The 19,427-nt window shown below is 48.8% G+C and carries 20 protein-coding genes; 11 read left to right on the top strand and 9 right to left on the bottom strand.

Annotated elements, in window-relative coordinates:
* The first annotated feature begins 21 nt into the window (after window positions 1-21).
* The 11 genes from ACO05Z_RS07675 to ACO05Z_RS07725 all read left to right on the top strand — a co-directional run bounded on the left by ACO05Z_RS07675 (window position 22) and on the right by ACO05Z_RS07725 (window position 10,788).
* Window positions 22-1,275 (top strand): uracil-xanthine permease family protein, encoded by a 1,254-nt coding sequence (locus ACO05Z_RS07675; protein WP_421901577.1) that lies wholly within the window; start codon window positions 22-24, stop codon window positions 1,273-1,275.
* Between the two features lie 191 nt (window positions 1,276-1,466).
* Window positions 1,467-2,549, top strand: coding sequence for a tRNA 2-thiouridine(34) synthase MnmA (gene mnmA, locus ACO05Z_RS07680; RefSeq protein ID WP_421901578.1), 1,083 nt, complete (start codon window positions 1,467-1,469; stop codon window positions 2,547-2,549).
* An 18-nt stretch (window positions 2,550-2,567) separates the two neighbouring features.
* Window positions 2,568-3,149: a GNAT family N-acetyltransferase gene (locus tag ACO05Z_RS07685; RefSeq protein ID WP_421901579.1), complete on the top strand. Its 582-nt coding sequence runs from the start codon at window positions 2,568-2,570 to the stop codon at window positions 3,147-3,149.
* A 262-nt stretch (window positions 3,150-3,411) separates the two neighbouring features.
* A complete protein-coding gene (pssA, locus tag ACO05Z_RS07690; protein ID WP_421901580.1) occupies window positions 3,412-4,179 on the top strand; it encodes a CDP-diacylglycerol--serine O-phosphatidyltransferase in 768 nt (255 codons plus the stop codon).
* Between the two features lie 173 nt (window positions 4,180-4,352).
* Complete coding sequence (locus ACO05Z_RS07695) at window positions 4,353-5,900, top strand: 2-isopropylmalate synthase (RefSeq protein ID WP_421901581.1); 1,548 nt, start codon at window positions 4,353-4,355, stop codon at window positions 5,898-5,900.
* Window positions 5,893-7,152 carry a 3-isopropylmalate dehydratase large subunit gene (gene leuC / locus ACO05Z_RS07700; protein ID WP_421901582.1) on the top strand — a complete coding sequence of 420 codons (1,260 nt, stop codon included), beginning with the start codon at window positions 5,893-5,895 and terminating at the stop codon, window positions 7,150-7,152. The genes ACO05Z_RS07695 and leuC overlap by 8 nt, the downstream gene beginning before the upstream one ends.
* A 19-nt stretch (window positions 7,153-7,171) precedes the next feature.
* On the top strand, window positions 7,172-7,666 hold the full coding sequence (locus ACO05Z_RS07705) for a 3-isopropylmalate dehydratase small subunit (RefSeq protein ID WP_421901583.1): 495 nt from the start codon (window positions 7,172-7,174) through the stop codon (window positions 7,664-7,666).
* Window positions 7,667-7,847: 181 nt separating this feature from the next.
* Window positions 7,848-8,915 (top strand): 3-isopropylmalate dehydrogenase, encoded by a 1,068-nt coding sequence (leuB, locus tag ACO05Z_RS07710; protein WP_421901584.1) that lies wholly within the window; start codon window positions 7,848-7,850, stop codon window positions 8,913-8,915.
* 231 nt (window positions 8,916-9,146) lie between these two features.
* The gene (locus ACO05Z_RS07715; RefSeq protein WP_421901585.1) at window positions 9,147-9,704 is read left to right on the top strand and encodes a GNAT family N-acetyltransferase; all 558 of its coding nucleotides are present in this window, start codon (window positions 9,147-9,149) and stop codon (window positions 9,702-9,704) included.
* 182 nt (window positions 9,705-9,886) lie between these two features.
* Entirely contained in the window at window positions 9,887-10,393 is a 507-nt protein-coding gene (locus tag ACO05Z_RS07720) for a NifB/NifX family molybdenum-iron cluster-binding protein (protein ID WP_421901586.1), read from the top strand.
* A gap of 17 nt (window positions 10,394-10,410) precedes the next feature.
* On the top strand, window positions 10,411-10,788 hold the full coding sequence (locus ACO05Z_RS07725) for a CGGC domain-containing protein (protein ID WP_421901587.1): 378 nt from the start codon (window positions 10,411-10,413) through the stop codon (window positions 10,786-10,788).
* Between the two features lie 96 nt (window positions 10,789-10,884).
* Here the strand turns inward: ACO05Z_RS07725 and dapA are convergent, their stop codons facing one another.
* The 9 genes from dapA to ACO05Z_RS07770 form a co-directional block, all read right to left on the bottom strand.
* Window positions 10,885-11,763: a 4-hydroxy-tetrahydrodipicolinate synthase gene (gene dapA / locus ACO05Z_RS07730; protein ID WP_421901588.1), complete on the bottom strand. Its 879-nt coding sequence runs from the start codon at window positions 11,761-11,763 to the stop codon at window positions 10,885-10,887.
* Window positions 11,764-11,784: 21 nt separating this feature from the next.
* Window positions 11,785-12,672: a UshA-like (seleno)protein family 2 gene (locus tag ACO05Z_RS07735; protein ID WP_421901589.1), complete on the bottom strand. Its 888-nt coding sequence runs from the start codon at window positions 12,670-12,672 to the stop codon at window positions 11,785-11,787.
* On the bottom strand, window positions 12,672-13,001 hold the full coding sequence (locus tag ACO05Z_RS07740) for an HU family DNA-binding protein (RefSeq protein WP_421904176.1): 330 nt from the start codon (window positions 12,999-13,001) through the stop codon (window positions 12,672-12,674). Before ACO05Z_RS07740 ends, ACO05Z_RS07735 begins: the two co-directional genes overlap by 1 nt.
* 39 nt (window positions 13,002-13,040) lie before the next feature.
* Window positions 13,041-13,865: a MinD/ParA family protein gene (locus ACO05Z_RS07745; protein ID WP_421901590.1), complete on the bottom strand. Its 825-nt coding sequence runs from the start codon at window positions 13,863-13,865 to the stop codon at window positions 13,041-13,043.
* A 15-nt stretch (window positions 13,866-13,880) separates the two neighbouring features.
* Complete coding sequence (locus ACO05Z_RS07750) at window positions 13,881-14,732, bottom strand: GGDEF domain-containing protein (RefSeq protein ID WP_421901591.1); 852 nt, start codon at window positions 14,730-14,732, stop codon at window positions 13,881-13,883.
* Window positions 14,722-15,841, bottom strand: a protein-coding gene (prfB, locus tag ACO05Z_RS07755) for a peptide chain release factor 2 (protein ID WP_421901592.1) whose coding sequence is annotated in 2 segments (ribosomal slippage) — window positions 14,722-15,765 and window positions 15,767-15,841 — 1,119 coding nt in all. Because the reading frame shifts where the segments join, the coding sequence is not laid out codon by codon here. Before prfB ends, ACO05Z_RS07750 begins: the two co-directional genes overlap by 11 nt.
* Before the next feature lie 17 nt (window positions 15,842-15,858).
* Window positions 15,859-17,385: an apolipoprotein N-acyltransferase gene (lnt, locus tag ACO05Z_RS07760; protein ID WP_421901593.1), complete on the bottom strand. Its 1,527-nt coding sequence runs from the start codon at window positions 17,383-17,385 to the stop codon at window positions 15,859-15,861.
* 1 nt (window position 17,386) lies between these two features.
* Window positions 17,387-18,205: a hemolysin family protein gene (locus ACO05Z_RS07765; protein WP_421901594.1), complete on the bottom strand. Its 819-nt coding sequence runs from the start codon at window positions 18,203-18,205 to the stop codon at window positions 17,387-17,389.
* Between the two features lie 102 nt (window positions 18,206-18,307).
* A complete protein-coding gene (locus ACO05Z_RS07770) occupies window positions 18,308-19,342 on the bottom strand; it encodes a hypothetical protein (RefSeq protein ID WP_421901595.1) in 1,035 nt (344 codons plus the stop codon).
* Between the last annotated feature and the right edge of the window lie 85 nt (window positions 19,343-19,427).

The following is a 19,427-nucleotide window of genomic DNA, read 5'->3' on the forward strand; positions in this document are numbered from 1 at the left end:
AAAATATAACGGAGATTACTAATGAGCACATCCAGTACTGAATATAATTTCAGGGCAAAAGACGTTGTCCTTGGCGCACAGATGCTTTTCGTCGCATTCGGCGCACTTGTCCTTGTTCCCCTGCTGACCGGGCTTGATCCCAACGTAGCCCTTTTTACCGCCGGTGCCGGTACACTGGTCTTTCAGGTAGTTACCAAGGGTAAGATTCCCGTATTTCTGGCATCCTCTTTTGCCTTCATCGCACCCATCATCTACGGTGTTCAGACTTGGGGCATTCCGTCCACTCTCTGTGGTCTGGCTGCGGCAGGTTTCTTCTACGTTGTACTCAGCTTTCTTATCCGCTGGCGCGGTACCGATGTCCTGAAGCGTGTCCTGCCTCCGGTTGTTACCGGTCCGGTCATCATGGTTATCGGCCTGATCCTTGCTCCGGTTGCAGTATTCATGGCAGTCGGTAAAACCGGCGATGGTGCTGTTGTGCTGGTTCCCGAAAAGACCGCGTTGATCGTATCCATGGTTTCCCTCGCTGTTACCGTTGCAGTCTCGCTCTTAGGTAAAGGCTGGCTCAAGCTGATCCCTATCCTCTGCGGTATCGCAGCTGGTTATATTACTTCCCTTTTCATGGGACTGGTTAATTTTGATGCAGTATCTGCTGCACCATGGTTTGCAATTCCCAACTTCACCGCTCCTGAATGGAACCTCGAAGCCGTGCTCTTTATTGTTCCGGTAGCAATTGCTCCTGCCATTGAGCACTTTGGTGATGTTCTCGCCATCAGCTCCGTTGCCAACAAGGATTATGTAAAAGAGCCCGGTATCCAGAACACTATGCTCGGTGACGGTCTGGCTACCTCCCTCGCGGCTTTCCTCGGCGGACCTCCGAACACCACTTACTCCGAGGTTACCGGTGCCGTTGCCCTGATTAAAGTTTTTAACCCTGCGATCATGACTTGGGCTGCAATCGTTGCCATGTCCCTCGCCTTCTGCGGCAAGGTCGGTGCATTCCTCTCCACCATCCCCGTTCCGGTAATGGGCGGCATCATGGTTCTGCTCTTCGGTGCGATCATGGTTGTTGGTATGAATACTCTCGTTCGTGCCGGTGAAGATCTCATGGAAGCACGCAACCTTGCTATCGTGGCTCTGATCGTAATCTTCGGTGTGGGCGGTATGTCTCTGCCGACACCTTTCAGCGATGAGTTCAGACTCGGCGGAATCGGCCTTGCCGGTATCCTCGGTGTTTTCTTGAACCTCGTCTTGCCGCAGCCGAAGAAAGAAGAATAGCAATAAGCCGGAGTGGTCCGGCATTGTATAGGTTTGACTTGTGAGAGACTTGTCCGGAGACCCATCGGGGGTGTCCGGGCATTTCTCATTTTTTACTTGCTGGGGAAAGAGCTGCTCTGTAGTTTGTAACCGGAACGAAGTTTTACGGTTGATATACTGTTACAAATAATAAGTAATTTGCGGAGAATGGAATGGATACAGGGTTTAAATATCCTGAATTGAAAGAACTGGCAGCTGGGCGAAAAGTTGCCATGGCAGTCAGCGGCGGTGCGGACAGCCTGCTGTCTATGGTTCTGCTCAAAGAGAGCGGGGCGAATATTGTGGCGGTCCACGGTTGTTTCCTTGGTAAAGAAAAGGCCGAGGTTGCTGTCACCGGGCTGGAGAAGAGATGTGCGGAGCTGGATGTGCCGCTGCATGTCTTTGATCTGACAGCCGAATTTGACCGTTTGGTGGTCGAGCCATTTGTTCAGGAATATCTTAAGGGAAATACCCCCAATCCATGTGCTCTTTGTAATCCTGAGATCAAGTTCGGTGTGCTCTATAAGGCTGCGCAGGACCTTGACTGCGATTTGCTTGGAACCGGGCATTACGTGCGTATTGCCGAAGACGCAAATTATGGAAAGGTGCTGGCCCGTGGTGCTGATATGGGTAAAGATCAAAGCTATTTTCTTTCCCTCGTTCCCCGCGAATCCGTTCTGAATGCAGTCTTTCCCCTTGGCGCCCACAGTAAGGACCAGACTTATGCCGAGCTGGATAAGCGTGGTGTAGAGATTCCGTTACCTTCCGAAAGTCAGGAGATTTGTTTTGTCCCTGACGATGATTACCGCCAGTTCCTGATTGACCGCAAAGTTAAGCTTCCCGGGCCGGGGGTAGCAGTTCTTTCTGACGGTACAAAAGTCGGAAAGCATGAAGGTCTTTGGCGCTACACCCAAGGCCAGCGACGAGGCTTGGGTATTTCATGGAAGGCTCCGCTCTATGTTCTGGATAAGGACATGAAGCGCAACCAACTTATTGTGGGCCCCCGTGAAGAACTTGATGCAGAGGGGTGCGTTGCCGACAACTTTAATTTTCTGGTCGATTTTGAGCGCTGGCCTGAAACCGTGTTCATTCAGACCCGCTACCGACAGCGATCCAAGCCCGCAAGGGCCGCACAGGTTGGCAGTAGCATAAAATTTGATTTCATTGAGCCGCATTCCCGGCCCACACCGGGACAGATTGTGGCTGTATATACAGAAGAGGGCGCTGTGCTCGGAGGTGGTATCATCCGGGAATAGCCCCGGGAGATACGCGCCGTGTTTATTGAGACGCAGAGACTTGTTTTAAGGCCCCTAAAGCAAAGTGATGCCGGATTTCTTTCCGGTATGATGAAAGATCCTGATGTTTATCGCTATATTCTTAAGCAGGAGCCGTGGTCCGAAGGTAAGATAGATTCTTTGCTGCAAAAGCAGGAAGAGTTATTTGCCATACAGGGCTACTGCCTGTTCGGAGTGGAAATGAAGGGGAGTAGAGCACTGACCGGTTACTGCGGGGTGCAACCGCTGGAAGATTTTTCCGAATCTCTGCACGGTGAAGTCGGCATAAGCTGGGTTTTTCAGAAAGATTATTGGGGAGCAGGACTGGCAACTGAATCCGCTTCTGCTTTCGTTGATTATGCTTATTTCAAAACAGACCTTCAGGACATAAAAGCCCTTATCCATCCTGCTAATCGTGGTTCCATGCGTGTGGCATCGAAATTGGGATTTGAGTTTGATGATCTCGTTTTCCGTAACGGCAGGTTGCGGATAATGTATTCACTTCTGAAAGAAAAGTACTCTAACGAACTCCTTGCTCCAGCCGGCTGTGTTGTGGGGCATATGCATTCCGGATTAATTTAATGCTGCTGGGTGAGTGTTCAGTTAATTTGAGGAAGCCTTATATCTTGCGGGGCTTAGGCTGTAGTCCAATTCTGAAACAGATATATAAATAATTTACAATTCACGGGTTGACCTTTGCGTAGCAGGAGAGTAGTAACTAACTCCTGAAAGCGGTTACAGGCTTGTTGCCTACCGAACATTTTGTCCTCAAGGGGCAACGTGAAGTTAAAAATCTAATACGATTCTACTGGAATTTATTTTTAAATCAGTTTAAGTATTTCTCATGGCAAAGGAAAAAAGAATACCGAAGCACAAGGGCGTATACATTCTGCCCAACCTTCTCACCGTGTCGAGCCTGTTTTGCGGGTTCCTCGCGATGAACTGGGTTGTGGAAGGTGCATACGAAATGAGTGCTGTCGCCATTCTGGTGAGCTGTCTGTTTGACGGTCTCGACGGAAAGGTGGCCCGGCTGACCGGAACCAGCAGTGAATTTGGCGTACAGCTCGATTCGCTGGCGGATGCGGTTGCTTTCGGTGTTACTCCTGCGTTCATGGTTTACCACTGGCAACTTCACCAGTTCGGAAGACTGGGTATGCTGGCGGCCTTCTTATTGATGGCTTGCGGTGTGCTCAGGCTCGCCCGTTTCAATGTTCAGGCTGCGACTACTTCCAAGGCTCATTTCATCGGTCTGCCCATCCCTGCGGCTGGCTGTACCCTGTCCACCCTGATTCTGTTTGCCCCCTATATCCCTGAAAATATCGCACAGAGTGTACTGCCTATGTTCACTCTGGTGCTTGTATATTGTCTCGCATTTCTGATGGTGAGTACTGTCCGCTATAATTCTTTCAAAGAATTCGGCGTATTCAAAGCTCATCCCTTCAGCTCCATGGTTACCGTTATTGCGCTCTTTACCATGGTTGCCTCTCAGCCCAAATTTCTGGGTTTCGTGATCTTTGCCGGATACATTATTTCCGGTCCGATCTACACCATTTTTATTCTATCCCGCAGAAGCAATAAGCTACTAGGAAAGTCCTCCAAAGAATTGTCATAAGCTTTTTCCAAGGTAGTTCCACAACTACATCCAGAATAAGCTTGTACGGTACCAAAATTCTTTAGGGGACGGTAAATTACTAAGTAGTTTAACCTGTTTCACTGTTTTATTCCCTATTTTTATTATACACTGCAAATATTCTGTACTTGCAGCTTCCTTCAGGAGATAGATAAATGTCTGATAAAGTTTATATTTTTGACACTACATTGCGTGATGGCGAGCAGTCCCCCGGTGCAACCATGAACATGGGTGAAAAGATCACTATGGCCCGTCAGCTGGAAAAACTCGGTGTAGACATTATTGAAGCTGGTTTTCCCGCAGCAAGTCAGGGCGATTTCGAAGCTGTAACTGAGATCGCAAAATCTGTAGGCGACATTCAGGTTGCCGGACTTTGTCGCGCATTGAAAGCTGATATTGATCGCGCTTTTGATGCAGTCAAGCATGCCAAGAATCCCAGAATCCATACCTTTGTTGCTACTTCTGATATCCATATGAAGCACAAGTTCAACAAGGAACCAGAAGAGATTCTGGAAATGGCTCGCAAGGCTGTGCGCCACGCTGTATCCCTGACTCCCAATGTTGAATTTTCCGCTGAAGATGCATCCCGCTCCCGTTGGGATTTTCTCGCACAGGTTGTTGAGGTTGCTATCGCTGAAGGCGCAACGACCATCAACATTCCTGATACAGTAGGTTACGCCCAGCCTGACGAGTTTGGTAAACTGATCGAATACCTGATCAAGGAAGTACCTAACAGCGATAAGGCAATCTTCAGCGTACATTGTCACAATGACCTCGGATTGGCCTGTGCCAACACACTGGCAGCCATCAAGGCCGGTGCGCGTCAGGCGGAAGTGACTCTCTCCGGTATCGGTGAGCGTGCTGGTAACGCCGCTTTAGAAGAAGTGATCATGGCTTTGCATACCCGCAAGGACTACTATGATGTGGAAACTTCCATCCTCACCGAAGAGCTGTTCCCCTCCTGCCGCAGATTGGCGACCACCATCGGTCAGCCCATCTCGCCGTATAAGGCAATTGTAGGTGCTAACGCATTTGCTCACGAGTCCGGTATCCATCAGGACGGCATGCTCAAGAACCGTCAGACCTACGAGATTATGACTCCGGAATCCATCGGTAAGAAGGGCACATCCATTGTTATCGGTAAACATTCCGGCCGTAATGCTCTGGGTTCCAAGCTTAATGAAATGGGCTACCAGTTGGATGATGAGCAGATCGCACGGGTCTTCTCTGCGGTTAAAGCTCTGGCTGACAAGAAAGAAGAAATTTTTGATGAGGACGTCGAAGCTCTCGTTCTGGAAGAGGCTTATCGTATCCATGACTTGTACCGGGTAAAGGAACTCTCTGTGTTCTCCGGTACTGCCGGAGTTTCTCCGCACGCAGCAATCGTGCTGGAAGACTTCAGCAAGGATAAGGAAAATCCGAATACCATTCAGGAAGTCGGATTTGGTGATGGTCCCATCAACGCGGTGTTCTCTACTATTAATAAAATGGTCAACAGAACACCTAAACTGGAACTTTATTCCGTAAACGCGGTTACCGGCGGTACTGATGCGCAGGGTGCGGTTACGGTCCATATTACTGATAACGGTTTTAAATCAATCGGGCGCGGTTCTGACGAAGACATCATCGTCGCCAGTGCCAAGGCTTACGTCAACGCAATTAACAGGGCTGAACGCATGAAACAGGAGAAAGATAATGCCTAAAACTTTAGCTGAGAAAATTTTACAGGCTCATACCGATGAAACAGTGAAAGAGCCGGGCCAGATTGTCCGCTGTAATGTTTCCATGGTGCTGGCCAACGACATTACCGCCCCTCTTGCCATTAAATCATTCAAGGCCATGGGCGCAGATCAGGTCTTCGACAAGGACAAAGTTGCCCTCGTCTGTGACCACTTCACTCCTAACAAGGACATTGATTCCGCAGAGCAGGTCAAGGTCGTCCGCGATTTCGCTCATGAAAAGAACATCACCCATTATTATGAAGGCGGTGAGGTAGGTGTTGAGCACGCACTGCTCCCCGAGCTGGGACTCGTAGGTCCTTCCGATATCGTAATCGGTGCTGACTCCCACACCTGTACTTATGGTGGCCTCGGTGCATTTGCAACTGGAATGGGTTCTACCGATATCGCAGGCGGGATGGCTCTCGGTGAAACCTGGTTCAAGGTTCCCCCGACTATTAAAGTCGAGATCGAAGGTACTCCTGGCAAGTACATGGGTGCAAAGGATTACATCCTCAATCTCATCGGTACTATCGGCGTATCCGGCGCGCTCTACAAGGCTCTGGAATTCAGCGGTTCCGTTGTGGACAATCTCTCCATTGAAGGCCGTATGACCATTGCTAACATGGCAATCGAAGCTGGTGGTAAGGTTGGTCTGTTCCCGGTTGATGCCAAGACCCTCGAATACTGCAAGGCCGCAGGACGTACTGGTGATGTTGAAATGCGCGCTGATGAAGGTGCAAATTACGAACGTGTGGTCAAGATCGACGTAACCAGCATGAAACCTCAGGTTGCCTGTCCGCACCTGCCTGATAACGTCAAGCCCGTTGATGAAGTCAAGGATATGAGAATTCATCAGGCGGTCATCGGTTCCTGCACTAATGGACGTATCGAAGACCTGCGTGAAGCAGCAGCAGTACTCAAAGGCCGCAAAGCTGATAAGAATGTACGTTTGATCGTACTGCCTGCTACCCCGAATATCTGGAAGCAGGCTCTGCGTGAAGGTCTCATCGAAACTTTCATGGAGTCCGGTGCAATCGTAGGTCCCGCAACTTGCGGTCCCTGCCTCGGCGGTCATATGGGTATTCTTGCTGGTGGTGAAAGAGCAATTGCCACCACCAACCGTAACTTTAAGGGTCGCATGGGTAGCCTCGAGAGTGAAGTTTTTCTCTCCAGCCCCGCAGTAGCAGCAGCGTCTGCAATCACCGGTATCATCACTGACCCCGAAGCCTTATAAAGAATAGGAGAATTTAAATATGTCTATCAAAGGAACAGCACACAGAGTCGGGGCACATATTGATACTGATGCTATCATCCCGGCTCGTTTTCTGGTTACCACCGATCCTGATGAACTTGGTGCGAACTGCATGGAAGGTCTGGAAGAAGGCTGGATTAAGCGCGTTAAAAAGAACGATATCATGGTTGCCGATGAGAACTTCGGCTGTGGTTCTTCCCGTGAACATGCACCCATTTCCATTCTCGGTGCCGGAATTCCGGTCGTAGTTGCCAAGAGCTTCGCCCGAATTTTTTACCGTAACGGCTTCAACATGGGTCTCATTCTCCTTGAAGTAGGCGATGATTTCGAAAATCTTGGCGATGGCGACCAGCTCGAAGTTGACGCAGAAAAGGGCGAAATCAAAAACGTGACCACAGGCGAAACCATCACTTGTGCTCCGGTTCCCCCGTTTATGAAGGGCATCCTCGATTGTGGCGGACTGGTAGAATACGTTAAAGATCGTCTCTCTAAATAGATCTAATCAAGATGCAGGTCAGGTTGTGTATAGAGCGCGTTCTGATCATATAAGGTGGCGAAGCCATATTAAAAAAGTTTGGGATTCTTAAACCCTTTTCAAAGGGGTTAAGGCCCCCGGCAGGGTCGCCGAAGGCATCATCAATATAAAGCGCGATAGCGCATCATATAGGAATTTCAAAATGAAAATATGCGTAATGCCCGGTGACGGTATCGGGCCGGAAATCATGGAGCAGGGCGTTAAAGTCCTGAACGTAATCGGCGAAAAGTTCGGTCATAAATTCGAAACCACCGAAGCACTGATCGGCGGCGCAGCCATCGACGCTACAGGTGGCCCTTTGCCAGAAGAGACCATCAAGGCTTGCAAAGAGTCTGATGCTGTTCTGCTCGGCGCTGTGGGTGGTCCCAAGTGGGATACCATTGATCCGGCTATCCGTCCTGAGCGTGGCTTGCTCGGTATTCGCAAGGAGCTTTCCTTGTTCGCTAACCTGCGTCCTGCAGCGCTGTTTTCCGAGCTGAAAGAAGCCTGTTACTTGCGTGCTGATATCGTTGAGCGCGGCCTCGATGTCATGGTCGTGCGTGAATTGACAGGCGGTATCTATTTTGGTGAGCCGCGCGGCACCAAGACCGAAAATGGCGAGCGCATGGGCTACAACACCATGGTTTATTACGAGCACGAAGTTAAGCGCATTGCCAAGGTTGCTTTTGAAGCCGCCATGAAACGCGACAAACGTTTGTGTTCCGTAGACAAAGCCAACGTTCTGGACGTTTCCCGTGTCTGGCGTGAGATCGTCATCGAGGTGTCCAAGGATTACCCCGAAGTTGAGCTGAGCCACATGTATGTTGATAATGCTGCCATGCAGCTGGTGCGCGATCCTTCTCAGTTCGACGTGATCGTGACCGGAAACCTGTTCGGTGATATTCTTTCCGATGCAGCTGCGGCAATCACCGGGTCCATCGGCATGCTGCCTTCCGCATCACTGGGTGCTTCCAATCCCGGTCTGTACGAGCCCATCCACGGTTCCGCACCGGACATCGCAGGCGAGAACAAAGCCAATCCGCTGGCAACTATTCTCTCCATTGCTATGATGCTGCGCTACTCCTTCAACATGGCAGAAGAAGCAGATTGCATTGAAGCCGCAGTTGAGAAGACCCTCTCTGAAGGACTCCGTACTGGAGATATCATGGATGAGGGCGGTAAGCTCGTAGGCTGCACCGAAATGGGTGAAGCCGTTATTAAGAATTTGTAATGCCTTCGGCGACCAGAGAGGTAAACTTTTGGGAAAAGTTTACCTCTCTGGACTCTCCCTTCAAAACTTTTTAATAAGCTGCGCATATAGATTTCTAGGGCTGTCTTTGGTTGAAGGTAGTTGTGTTTTTTGAGCAGGCTGGTCTAATTGAGACCGGGCTGCTTTTTTGTTTGGTTAGTGTTTGCGTTGGAAAATTTACAGAGCCTTTAATTCTATTGTATCCTGTTTATTATGATTAAATTCAAAAGCGAACGACTTGTCTTGCGTGGATGGCAGGACAGTGATTATGCTCCTTTTGCCCGTATTAACGCGGACCCTGATGTTATGCGCTATTTCCCGGCACCTCTTTCTGAAGCGGAAAGTAATGCTAACGCAGATACCATGAGAGCCTTGATTGGTGAGCGCGGCTGGGGATTCTGGGCGGTCGAAATTCCGAAAGTTGCACCGTTTATCGGTTTTGTGGGGCTGCATATTCCTTCTGTGATACTTCCGTTTTCTCCGTGTGTTGAGATCGGTTGGCGTCTCGATAAACAATTTTGGGGTCATGGTTACGCTACTGAAGCAGCACAATTTGCGTTGGAGTATGGTTTCACTGATCTTGGTCTGGAAGAGATTGTTTCTTTTACTGCCACGCAAAATAAACCGTCACAGGCTGTGATGAAAAGACTCGGCATGAGTCGTGAAAGTGAAACGTTTGAGCATCCGTCAGTCCCTACTGGCAATCCTTTGCGTGAGCATTTTCTCTATCGGTTACAAAAGGCTGATTGGGCTGAAACGCAGCGGTCATAAATAGACTTCGTAGGGCTTAAAATTATCCCAAATTGTGTTTTTGGGCTCGTTGTGCGTCAAGGGTTTTTAGCGATGTGTTACTAAGTGTCTGATAATCGGTTGTTTTTATAGTATTGAATTTGTTGGCCTCCTTTATGCACTGTTAAGTGAAAAGAATAATTAATTTCAGAACAGGAGGCAGTATGCTTATCGCTGTAAGTGCAAATAACTCTAATGTGGACAGCCCGTTTGAACCTCGTTTTGGCAGGGCTGCGGGCTTCGTTGTTTTTGATAGCGAAACAGGTGAAAGTCGTTTTGTGGATAATTCCGGTAATGCTCAGGTTGCTGGTGGAGCCGGATTGCAGACTGCACAGTTATTGGCTGATCAGGGTGTTAGTGTTGCTATTTCTGGCACTTTTGGTCCTAAGGCGGAGCAGGCTTTGCAGGCAGGACGTATTGAAATGGTTACAGTCCAGTCCGGCACCGTGCGTGAACTGGCCGAGAATTATGTGGCTGAATTCGGTGGTGAAGGTCAGCCCGTTGCAGATCTTAAAAGGTCTCCTAATAGCTTGAGTCGTTTTGGTGGCGGTTGTCGTCGTATGGGCGGAACCGGGCGCGGAATGGGCATGGCTGGTGGCGGTCGTGGCATGGGCGGCGGAGGCCGTGGCATGGGTGGCGGCGGTCGCGGTATGGGCGGCGGTCAGTATTAGCTTACAGGAGGTTCAGGATGACTAAAATCGGAATGATCCGCTGTGAAAAGAATGAAAATAAATGTCCTCTGACCAATTGTATTAAATGTCATGACCAGACAATTCAGGGATTCAGCGGGTATGATGTCTGTTCGCTGGCAGGAGTTTTTACCTGCCGTTGTCCCGGCGATAACTTCACGGATATGGTCAAGATTTTAAAAGCCAAAGGCGCGGAATCTGTTCACGTTGTAACTTGCGCCTTTTCTAAAAAAGAACAGGAGGGCTGGAAACTCGGTAACGGGTTTTGCGAAAACATTGATGCTCTGGCAATTAATGCGGCAGCGGAGGCAGGAATTCCCGTAACTAAGGGCACAGCCCATCTCCCAGAAGGGTATACACCGGAGGTATTTAAATAATATTTTTTTAATAGATTATCTTGAGTGAATAAAAAAAAGTCCCCGCACGGTTGGCGTGCGGGGACTTTTTTTTTATTTGTAATGCTGAAAAGCAATCTAGATCAGGCCGCTTTCTTTAAGCTGGGCTTCCAGTTTGGCACTGCTGGCATCAGCTAGGGGAACCAGTGGCAGCCTGAAGGAAGTCTCGAATTTACCCATCATGCCCAGCGCTGTTTTAACCGGGATGGGGTTGGTTTCAACGAACATGACCCTGTTCACAGGCTGCATTTTGAAGTGCAGTTCCTGTGCTTTCTTCATGTCGCCTGCGCGGTATGCCGCACACATGTCAGACATGGTTTTAGGCATGATGTTGGAGACAACGGAGATTACGCCGTGTCCACCAAGAGAGAGCAGGGGCAGTACAGTGAAGTCGTCACCGGAAAGTACGGTGAATCCCTCGGGGCATTTTTCGATTACATCAGAAACCTGACCGAGATTGGCGGTTGCTTCCTTTACACCGACTACATCGGGAACTTCGTTCGCGATCATGGCGATGGTTTCCGGCATGCAGTTGAGTCCGGTTCTTCCAGGCACATTATAAAGGATGAAGGGCATGGATGCCTCTTCGGAAAGGGCTTTGAAATGCGCCAGCAAGCCCGCCGGAGTCGGTTTATTATAGTATGGGGTAATCTGGAGGGTGGCGTCTGCGCCTGCCTGTTTAGCAAGCTTAGTCAGGTTTACGGCTTCCTTAGTATTGTTGGAACCCGCGCCAGCGATGACCGGGACACGTCCCTTGGCCTGCTCGACACAGATTCTAATAACCTCACCTTGTTCTTCATGGGTCAGTGTTGCCGCTTCGCCGGTAGTACCACAAGGTACAAGACCGTCGATTCCCTGTTCGATCTGCCACTCGATCAGTTCGCGGTATGCGTCCTGATCAATCTCTCCGTTCTTGAACGGAGTGACCAGAGCAGTGAATGCTCCTTGGAATGTCATGTTTAAGCCTCCAAATTTAATTTACTTATCATCCGAAATACCACTGAGCAGCTTTAAGACTTCCGGCTCCTCACGAAGCTTTTCAGTCAAGGTCTGCAGAAACCATTTTACGTTCTGGCCCGAAGACCATTTATAGTCTTCATCTCTGGAAGGCCAGTCGTAAATATCGATTCTGTTGACCGCTTTTCCGGTAGGGTAGCTGCGAACCCACAAGGTCTTACCTTTTGCGGTAAGGCTGCCGGAAAGTCCCGGTCCGTCACCGCTCCCGAGGAGAATATCCGGGGGAGCCTCGCCAATGACCGGATTGGCGAGAAATTTTTTCTCCCTGAAGTAACCCCATGAACTCATGGCAATTACCAGATCAGCTTTATTCCTGCTTTCTTTGATCAGTGTGGCGCATTCATCAATAAGATCATCAGGAAGGTCGTCAGATCCTTTTTCAAGGTATGGAAGGACGATTATTGCCGCCTTCTTATCATTAGCAAGAGGCTTGTAAGTAACCTGTGCTTCCATGTTGCCGATCCAGTTTTCCGGAATTCCTTTAGGTGAATTTTGCAGAAAACTCATTTCAGCAGGACTTAGAATTCCTAAATCATAATTAATGATTTGGAAAGCTTCAGTCAGCGCATTTCGTTTTTTATCGGAAACTTTTTTGCCGGAAGTCGGCAGAAATTCAAAAGCACCGCCCAGTATCAGGACGTCATGTTTCTGTGCTACCCGCAGATCCATTAAATAACCGGCCCTCCGGGCCAGTCCACCAAGGGTTTTGTTTCCTCAGGTGGGGCAGGGATTCACAGTCCCGAATGTGTTGGCGGTGTCTGCAATAGACAATAGTACATCCTTGCCAGCGTGGGAAATTGAGGTTCCCATGCTGGCAAGGATAAGAAAAGCAAATATGAGAAGGCGCATTAAGCGTTCAAATATTCTTTCAGTTCTTTACCGGGACGGAAGAAAGGCAGTTTTTTGGGGGTAACGTCAACGACAGCACCTGTTTTAGGGTTGCGGCCGGTGTACCCTTTGTATTCCTTCATCTTAAAGCTGCCGAATCCTCTGATTTCAACTCTGTCGCCGCGAACAAGTGCCTCTTTGATGGCATCTACAAATGCATCAACAATTTCGGCTGATTCATCCACGTGGAGACCTTTTTCTTCCGCAAGACTCTTGATCAGTTCGCTTTTGTTCATGTCCTCTCCCACATCGTGTTGAGTGTGACAAGCTAGTGTTTTACCATTTCTAATACAACTATGCCGAAAAGTTACCCTTTTCGTCAAGCATAATTAATCGTCCAGTGTCGGAAATTTTTTCATGACAGGTCTTTCGCTGAGTCTGCCCATATTTTCCATTCTGATTTTCTGAATTTTGACCGCAATATTCAGGATATCCCGGCTTGCTTCAGATTTGGGAGCATACTTAATGAAAGGAATCTGCCGTCTTACAGCTTCTGTTACCGCAGGATCATAGCGCACATAGCCCATATTTTTCAACTTAATATTAAGAAATTTTTCGCAGGCCATATTCAGGCGATCAAAAGTTTCTCGCGCTTCTTTTTCGTTGGAAGCTTGGTTTACTACTATGTTGAAATCACTGACATTGTGCTGAGAATGAAGAACCTTTATCAAGGCGTAGCTGTCAGTCAGAGAGGTCGGTTCCGGGGTAATGACCACGATTCTCATTTGGGTCATGGCCGCAAAAGAGAGCACGGTTCCGTTGATTCCGGCTCCGAGATCTAGCACCAGATACTGGTAGCTGCCTACAAGTTCGGTGATCTTGCTGAACAGGAGATCCTGCATGTCTTCATCCATCTCCACCAGTTCCGGAACACCGGAAGCTGCAGGCAGGATGTCGAATTTCTTTCCCTGTTCAATGGGGATGACAATATCGGACGGCTTGGCACCGCTGGTGAGCAGGTCCTGCATATTCGATTCCGGAGAAATTCCAAGCAGAACGTCGAGGTTGGCCAGTCCGAGGTCACAGTCCATAAGCAGCAGGCTGTTGCCCCCGGTGTTCAAGGCGTAGGAAAGATTAAGGGATAGGTTGGTTTTACCGACTCCACCCTTACCGCTCATGATAGCAAGGCTTAATGTTTTATTGGCATTGATCATGTCTTATCTTTTCCTTTAATTCCCAGTGAATAAGAATTTTTTTTCATTGGCGTGCACAAGGGTTTCCTTGGTCACTGTTTCAAAATCAAGAATATCGGCAGAGCAGACCTGATCTTTGCCGGCCTTTTTGGCATCATAAAGAGCCTTATCCGCTTTGCCTATCAGTTCATGCATTTCAACATCCACCATGCCTTTGAAGCAGGAGATTCCGGCGGAGCAGGTTACGGAAAAAGTTTCATTGCTACCCGGCTTGGTGAAGGTCAGCCCGCGGATTTTATCCAGTAGTCTTTCCAGCAGTTGCTTGGCTTTAACCAGACCTACACCGGAAAGGATGATCGCAAATTCTTCGCCGCCGATGCGGGCTACGAGGTCGTAGCGGCGAGAGTTCTGGGAAAGGAGATCGGCGAAGTCAATGAGTACTTCGTCTCCTTTCAGGTGCCCCCACGTATCGTTGATCTTTTTGAAATTATCCAGATCAAGTATAGCCAGTGTCAGAGGGGTTTTACTTCTTCTGGTCCTTTCTATTTCCTGATCAAGGGTTCTTTCAAAGACCCTGCGGTTGGAAAGTCCGGTTAGCGGGTCGTGTTCGGTTTTATAGGAAAGTTCCTGTAAAACGGATTGCACATGGATCAAATGCGGGGCCATGTCCCGGTCAAGGGGAACGGTCATCCAGTCGTTCAAACCGTGCCTCTCCGCAAGGATTTCCCAGGCTTCGAGAGTCATTCCCGGACAGAGCCGCAGTACGGCAAGTCCTTCCGGGCATTCGTGGGCGTGACAGACCCCTTTTTCGTTACAGAACCTGTCCCGCACGGAAAGCAGTTCTTCAAGAAGACTGGCTTCATTTTCAGCGATGTACTCAGCGCTCATTTTCTCCGCCATATGCGTCAAGCATGTATTTTCTGATCAGGCCGTCAAGCTCGCCGTCCAGAACCGCTTCGACATTGCCGTCTTCGGCTCCGCAGCGATGGTCTTTGACCAGTCGGTAAGGTTGCAGAGTGTATGTCCTGATCTGACTGCCGAATCCGATGGAATCCTTGGTGGCGTAGTCAGCTCTCTTGCTTTCTTCCTGTCTCTTAAGTTCCTGCTCGTAAAGCCGGGACTTGAGGACTTTCATGGCGGTTTCTTTGTTTTTCAGCTGTGATTTTTCATTCTGGCACTGAACAACAATGTTGGTGGGCAGATGGGTGATGCGTACCGCAGAGTTGGTCTTGTTGACGTGCTGCCCGCCGGGACCGCTGGCCCGGAAAACGTCAAGGCGGATGTCTTCGTCTTTGACTTCGATTTCAATATCCTGTGAAATTTCAGGGTAAACGTCAACCGAGGCAAAGGAAGTATGTCGTCTGCCGGAAGCATCAAAAGGAGAAATACGGATCAAACGATGGATACCGGCTTCACCTTTGAGGAAACCATAGGCGTAAAGTCCCTCAATACGCAGGGTCACGCTCTTGATGCCGGCTTCATCATCAGGCTGGTAATCAAGATAGCTGGTTTTCCAGTTTCTTTTGTCTGCCCAACGCAGATACATGCGTAGCAGCATTTCCGCCCAGTCCTGAGATTCGATCCCACCTGCTCCGGGGTGAATTTCAAGAATAGCCGTGCTTTTATCCTCCGGCCCGGAAAGCAGGGCGGCAAGCTCGGTCTGTTCTACAAGCTTGGCAAGCTTTTCAACGTTCTCGGAAAGGGCTTCAAGGATTTCCTGATCCTGATCTTCCGAGGCCATCATCAGCCATTCTTCTACATCTTCTTTACTGGAGGAAAGGGTTTCATATGAAGTAACCTTTTCTTCGAGCATGGATTTTTCGCGCAGGACAGGGGTCAGCGCGTCCGGCTTATCCCATGCACCGGGTTTGCTCAGGTCGTGTTCTATTTCTTCAAGTCTTTCTTTGCTTTGTGCGTGGTCAAAGACGCCCCCAGAGGGATTGGTATTTATCTATGCAGGTTAAAGCCTTGGATCTGAGGTCTGAAAATTGAAGCATGTTTTGAAATTATTCCTTTATATTTGAATTTCCGCCCTTTTCTTTCGGCGGTTAATAATTATCCATATTGCACCGAGCAGGGTCATAACCAGTGGGGTTATGGTTATTGCTCTGTAGTTTGCGTGGTAAAAAGTGTTGCCGCTAATCAGTTCGGCTTCGGCTGCTACAGCCGCATCAACAAAGAGTTCGGTTGCGTGGCTGACCCGGCCCAGCGGGTCAATGCAGGCTGAAATACCGGTGTTGGTTCCCCTGAGCATGTAGCGCCCTTGCTCAACAGCCCTCATGGTCACAAGGTTGAGGTGCTGTCGTGGTGCGGACGTGTCACCATACCATGCGTCATTACTGATGTTTATCAGTATGTTGGCACCTTTTTCTATCCGTTCCTGTGCCAGTTCCGGAAAGATTCCTTCATAGCAAATGAGCATACCCATAGCAAGGTCGCCGCTTTTCAGCGGAGATGCGTCGGAACCGGGGATAAAGTCACCGGCACCTTGTACCAGCTTACCGAGCGGAAGGTATTCTTTAAAGGGCATGTATTCGCCAAAAGGCACCAGATGTGATTTGTCGTACCAATCCATGTACTTCTTGTTCGGCGAGATAAGATAGGCCCGGTTGTAGAGTGAAAAATCACCCTTACTGTGCAGTACGTATCCGGGAGCTCCGGTCAGGACCGGGGTATTGGTCTCAGTCGCGAAATGCATGATTTCCGCACGCATTATTCCTCCATCCTGAAGGTAGAATGGCATGGCGGTTTCAGGCCAGAGCATGAGGTCGGTTTTGTGGGCAACCTGTTTGCTTAGGCGGATGTATTTTTCAAAAGTGGTTTTTTTATACTTAGCATCCCATTTTTTGGCCTGATCAATATTACCCTGAATAAGGCCGATGGAAGTCTCTCCGGTTTTGGTGAGATTAGAAAATTGTTCCTGGGTGGTGCGCAGGCCGCCAAGTATAATGATCACTGCGACAACAGCTATAGTCCAAATCTTAGCCGGATGTGAAATTTTGCAGCACAGGATTGCCGTTGCAACGGATACCAGCAGTCCGGAAAGCCCGTAAGCGCCGATAAAAGCAGCTCCTTGAATCCATTCCGGTCTGAAAGCCAGAGCGGAAGATAAGGTCATCCACGGAAAACCTGAGAATAAATAGCCTTGTGCTGTTTCCATACTGGTCCAGAGCAGACCGCTGAAAATACAGAGTGCAAATGGGGGGAAGGCTCGTGCAGCTAGGTTTAATATGTAGGTGTAGATGGCATAATATGCGCCTAGCGCCATAGCGATGAGTACGGGGCATGGTATGGCCAAGGCCCATGGAAGACCGCCATAAACTCCTACGGGATAAGCAATCCAGTACATACAGGCCAAAGAGGCCAGTGATCCGGCTATCCAGCCGCGTTTCAGGGCCTTGCGTGGCGAGGCAGCCGAGAAGGCTATCATCCCCAGTGCCAGCGGAAACGCAAGTATCGCAGCAGGAAGGTGGAGCAGGGGATTGGCATAACCAAGCCCGGCAGACAGCATTGCAATAAGAATCGGAACAGCTGGATGCATTCTAGTTACCGGTTGGCGGGTCTATGAGGATTGAAGTGATCTGTTTGGCATCACCTTCATGAACGGTGAACTTATAACCTGAAATATTAATGAATTCTCCAACATGGGGAATCCGTCCAGTAAGTTCGGAAATATATCCGCCGATGGATTCCACATGCTCTGAATCGAGACTTAGGCCTAGTTTTTCAGAGACTTCGGTCAGGGGGACCCTGCCGGAGATGAGGAATTTTCCGTTTTCCAGTTCATTGAAGTCTGAAGGGCGTTCAGCGTCATGCTCATCGGAAATATCGCCGACAATTTCTTCAAGGACATCTTCCATGGTGATCAGGCCGGATGTTCCGCCATACTCATCCTGCAGTATGGCCATGTGTATGCGTCCGGTCTGGAATTCCTTGAGTAGCGTTTTTACTTTGATGTGTTCGGAAACAAAGAAAGGCTCCCGCATGATTTCTTCAAGGGGGGTATCATTCTTACCTCTAAGCAGCGGTGCGATGATATCTTTGGCGTGGATGATGCCTACGATGCGGTCTTTTGTGTCTTGATAAACAGGAATGCGGGAATGCCCGTGCTCAATGATCTCCTCGGCAACATCAGCCAGACCGCCGCCTACTTCGACACCGATCATATCTGTGCGGGGAATCATGATTTCATGGGCTTCGGTGTCCTTGAGTTCAAGGACGTTGAGCAGCATGGAAACGACTTCATCTTTGATTTCGCCGTCTTCACTTGCTTCGAGGATGTGCTCTTCAAGAGGAGAGTCGGTTTTTTTAAAAATATTGACCATTTTGGCCCACAATCGGCCTTCAGAACCGTCGTCCAATTCAATTCTCCTTTTTGCGGTTGATCCAATTTTATAAGTAAATAGAAATCAGGTTTATGTTTATATCTACTTATTATGTGCTGTTCGTGTCAACAAGCTTAATTATTCGTTACCTTCCCTGTAAAGTTCAAGGTAAAGGTTATAGGTCCAGTCGTCCATCTCCGGGCAACCGTTTTGATCGACTTTTTCCCACTTAGGCCTTTTGGTGTCTTCGTCAAAACCCATGAATTTAGATTCAAAGGAAAGCCCAAGTTGTGCCCGCCCTTGAGTGGGATCGATATATACGCGTCTGATTTTACAAACAAAAAGATGGCGAACAATACCCCTGTCACCGAAGTCCACAAGGCTGAGCAACACTAGAAAGTTATTGCCTTTGTTCAGTTTGAACCGGGAAGCCCGTTTGGTTGTCATATGGGTCAGTTCGAGCGATAGGCCTCCTCCGGAAATATCGGAGAGAAACACACTGGAATCCTTACCTCCCATATGCCCGGGGCTATATTCGCCATTTGTGGCGATGAATTTTAGACCTGCATTCAAGCCTTGCTTGGTATCCGGGATTACGTTTGCGTAGTCGTAGTGGCGTGAGGGTGGGGATACCCGCAGGAATTCCCGCTTCTGAGTTTGTTCTACGTGCTCAGGCAAGCTAAGGAAGAGGTTGAAGTATTGCGATCCTTTGGCTTTTACTTCGACAATTGTTGAAGTAAAGTTATAGAAAATGACCATGCCCGCCTGTTTTGCAGGGACATGGAAGAAGCCTGTTACCTCACGGCCTACCCATGTTTTAGCAACATTCCCATCGGCCGGCATTTCGAGAATAAGTTGATTCTCTATGTCTTCAATGGAGCAGGCGATAGTACGTCGTTTTTCAGATTTGGAATAAAAGCTCAGATCAATTTTGGAACGGTAGACAAGGGCCGTTTCAAATATTTTATCAAGTTGCTCTCTGTCGGTTATCCAGCTTGTGGGGACAACGTTCAGTTTTTTCTTCAATTCTTTATTGTTATACCAGAGTACAGCGGCAGCAATGGCGACAATACAGAATCCCACGACAATCAGCATATTGACTGTCTGCTGTGGGAGTCCTGTCTCGCCGAATCCGCGCAGGGTTTTGTATAAAAATTCCTGATCTACTGCCATTGGTTAGCCTTGTCTAAGTGTTAAAGCTCTTTTTTTACTTATACTTATTTTTTATTATTTTGAAAAGTAAATGCTTTAACCAACA

The sequence above is a fragment of the Maridesulfovibrio sp. genome (assembly GCF_965230075.1).
GTDB lineage: Bacteria > Desulfobacterota > Desulfovibrionia > Desulfovibrionales > Desulfovibrionaceae > Maridesulfovibrio.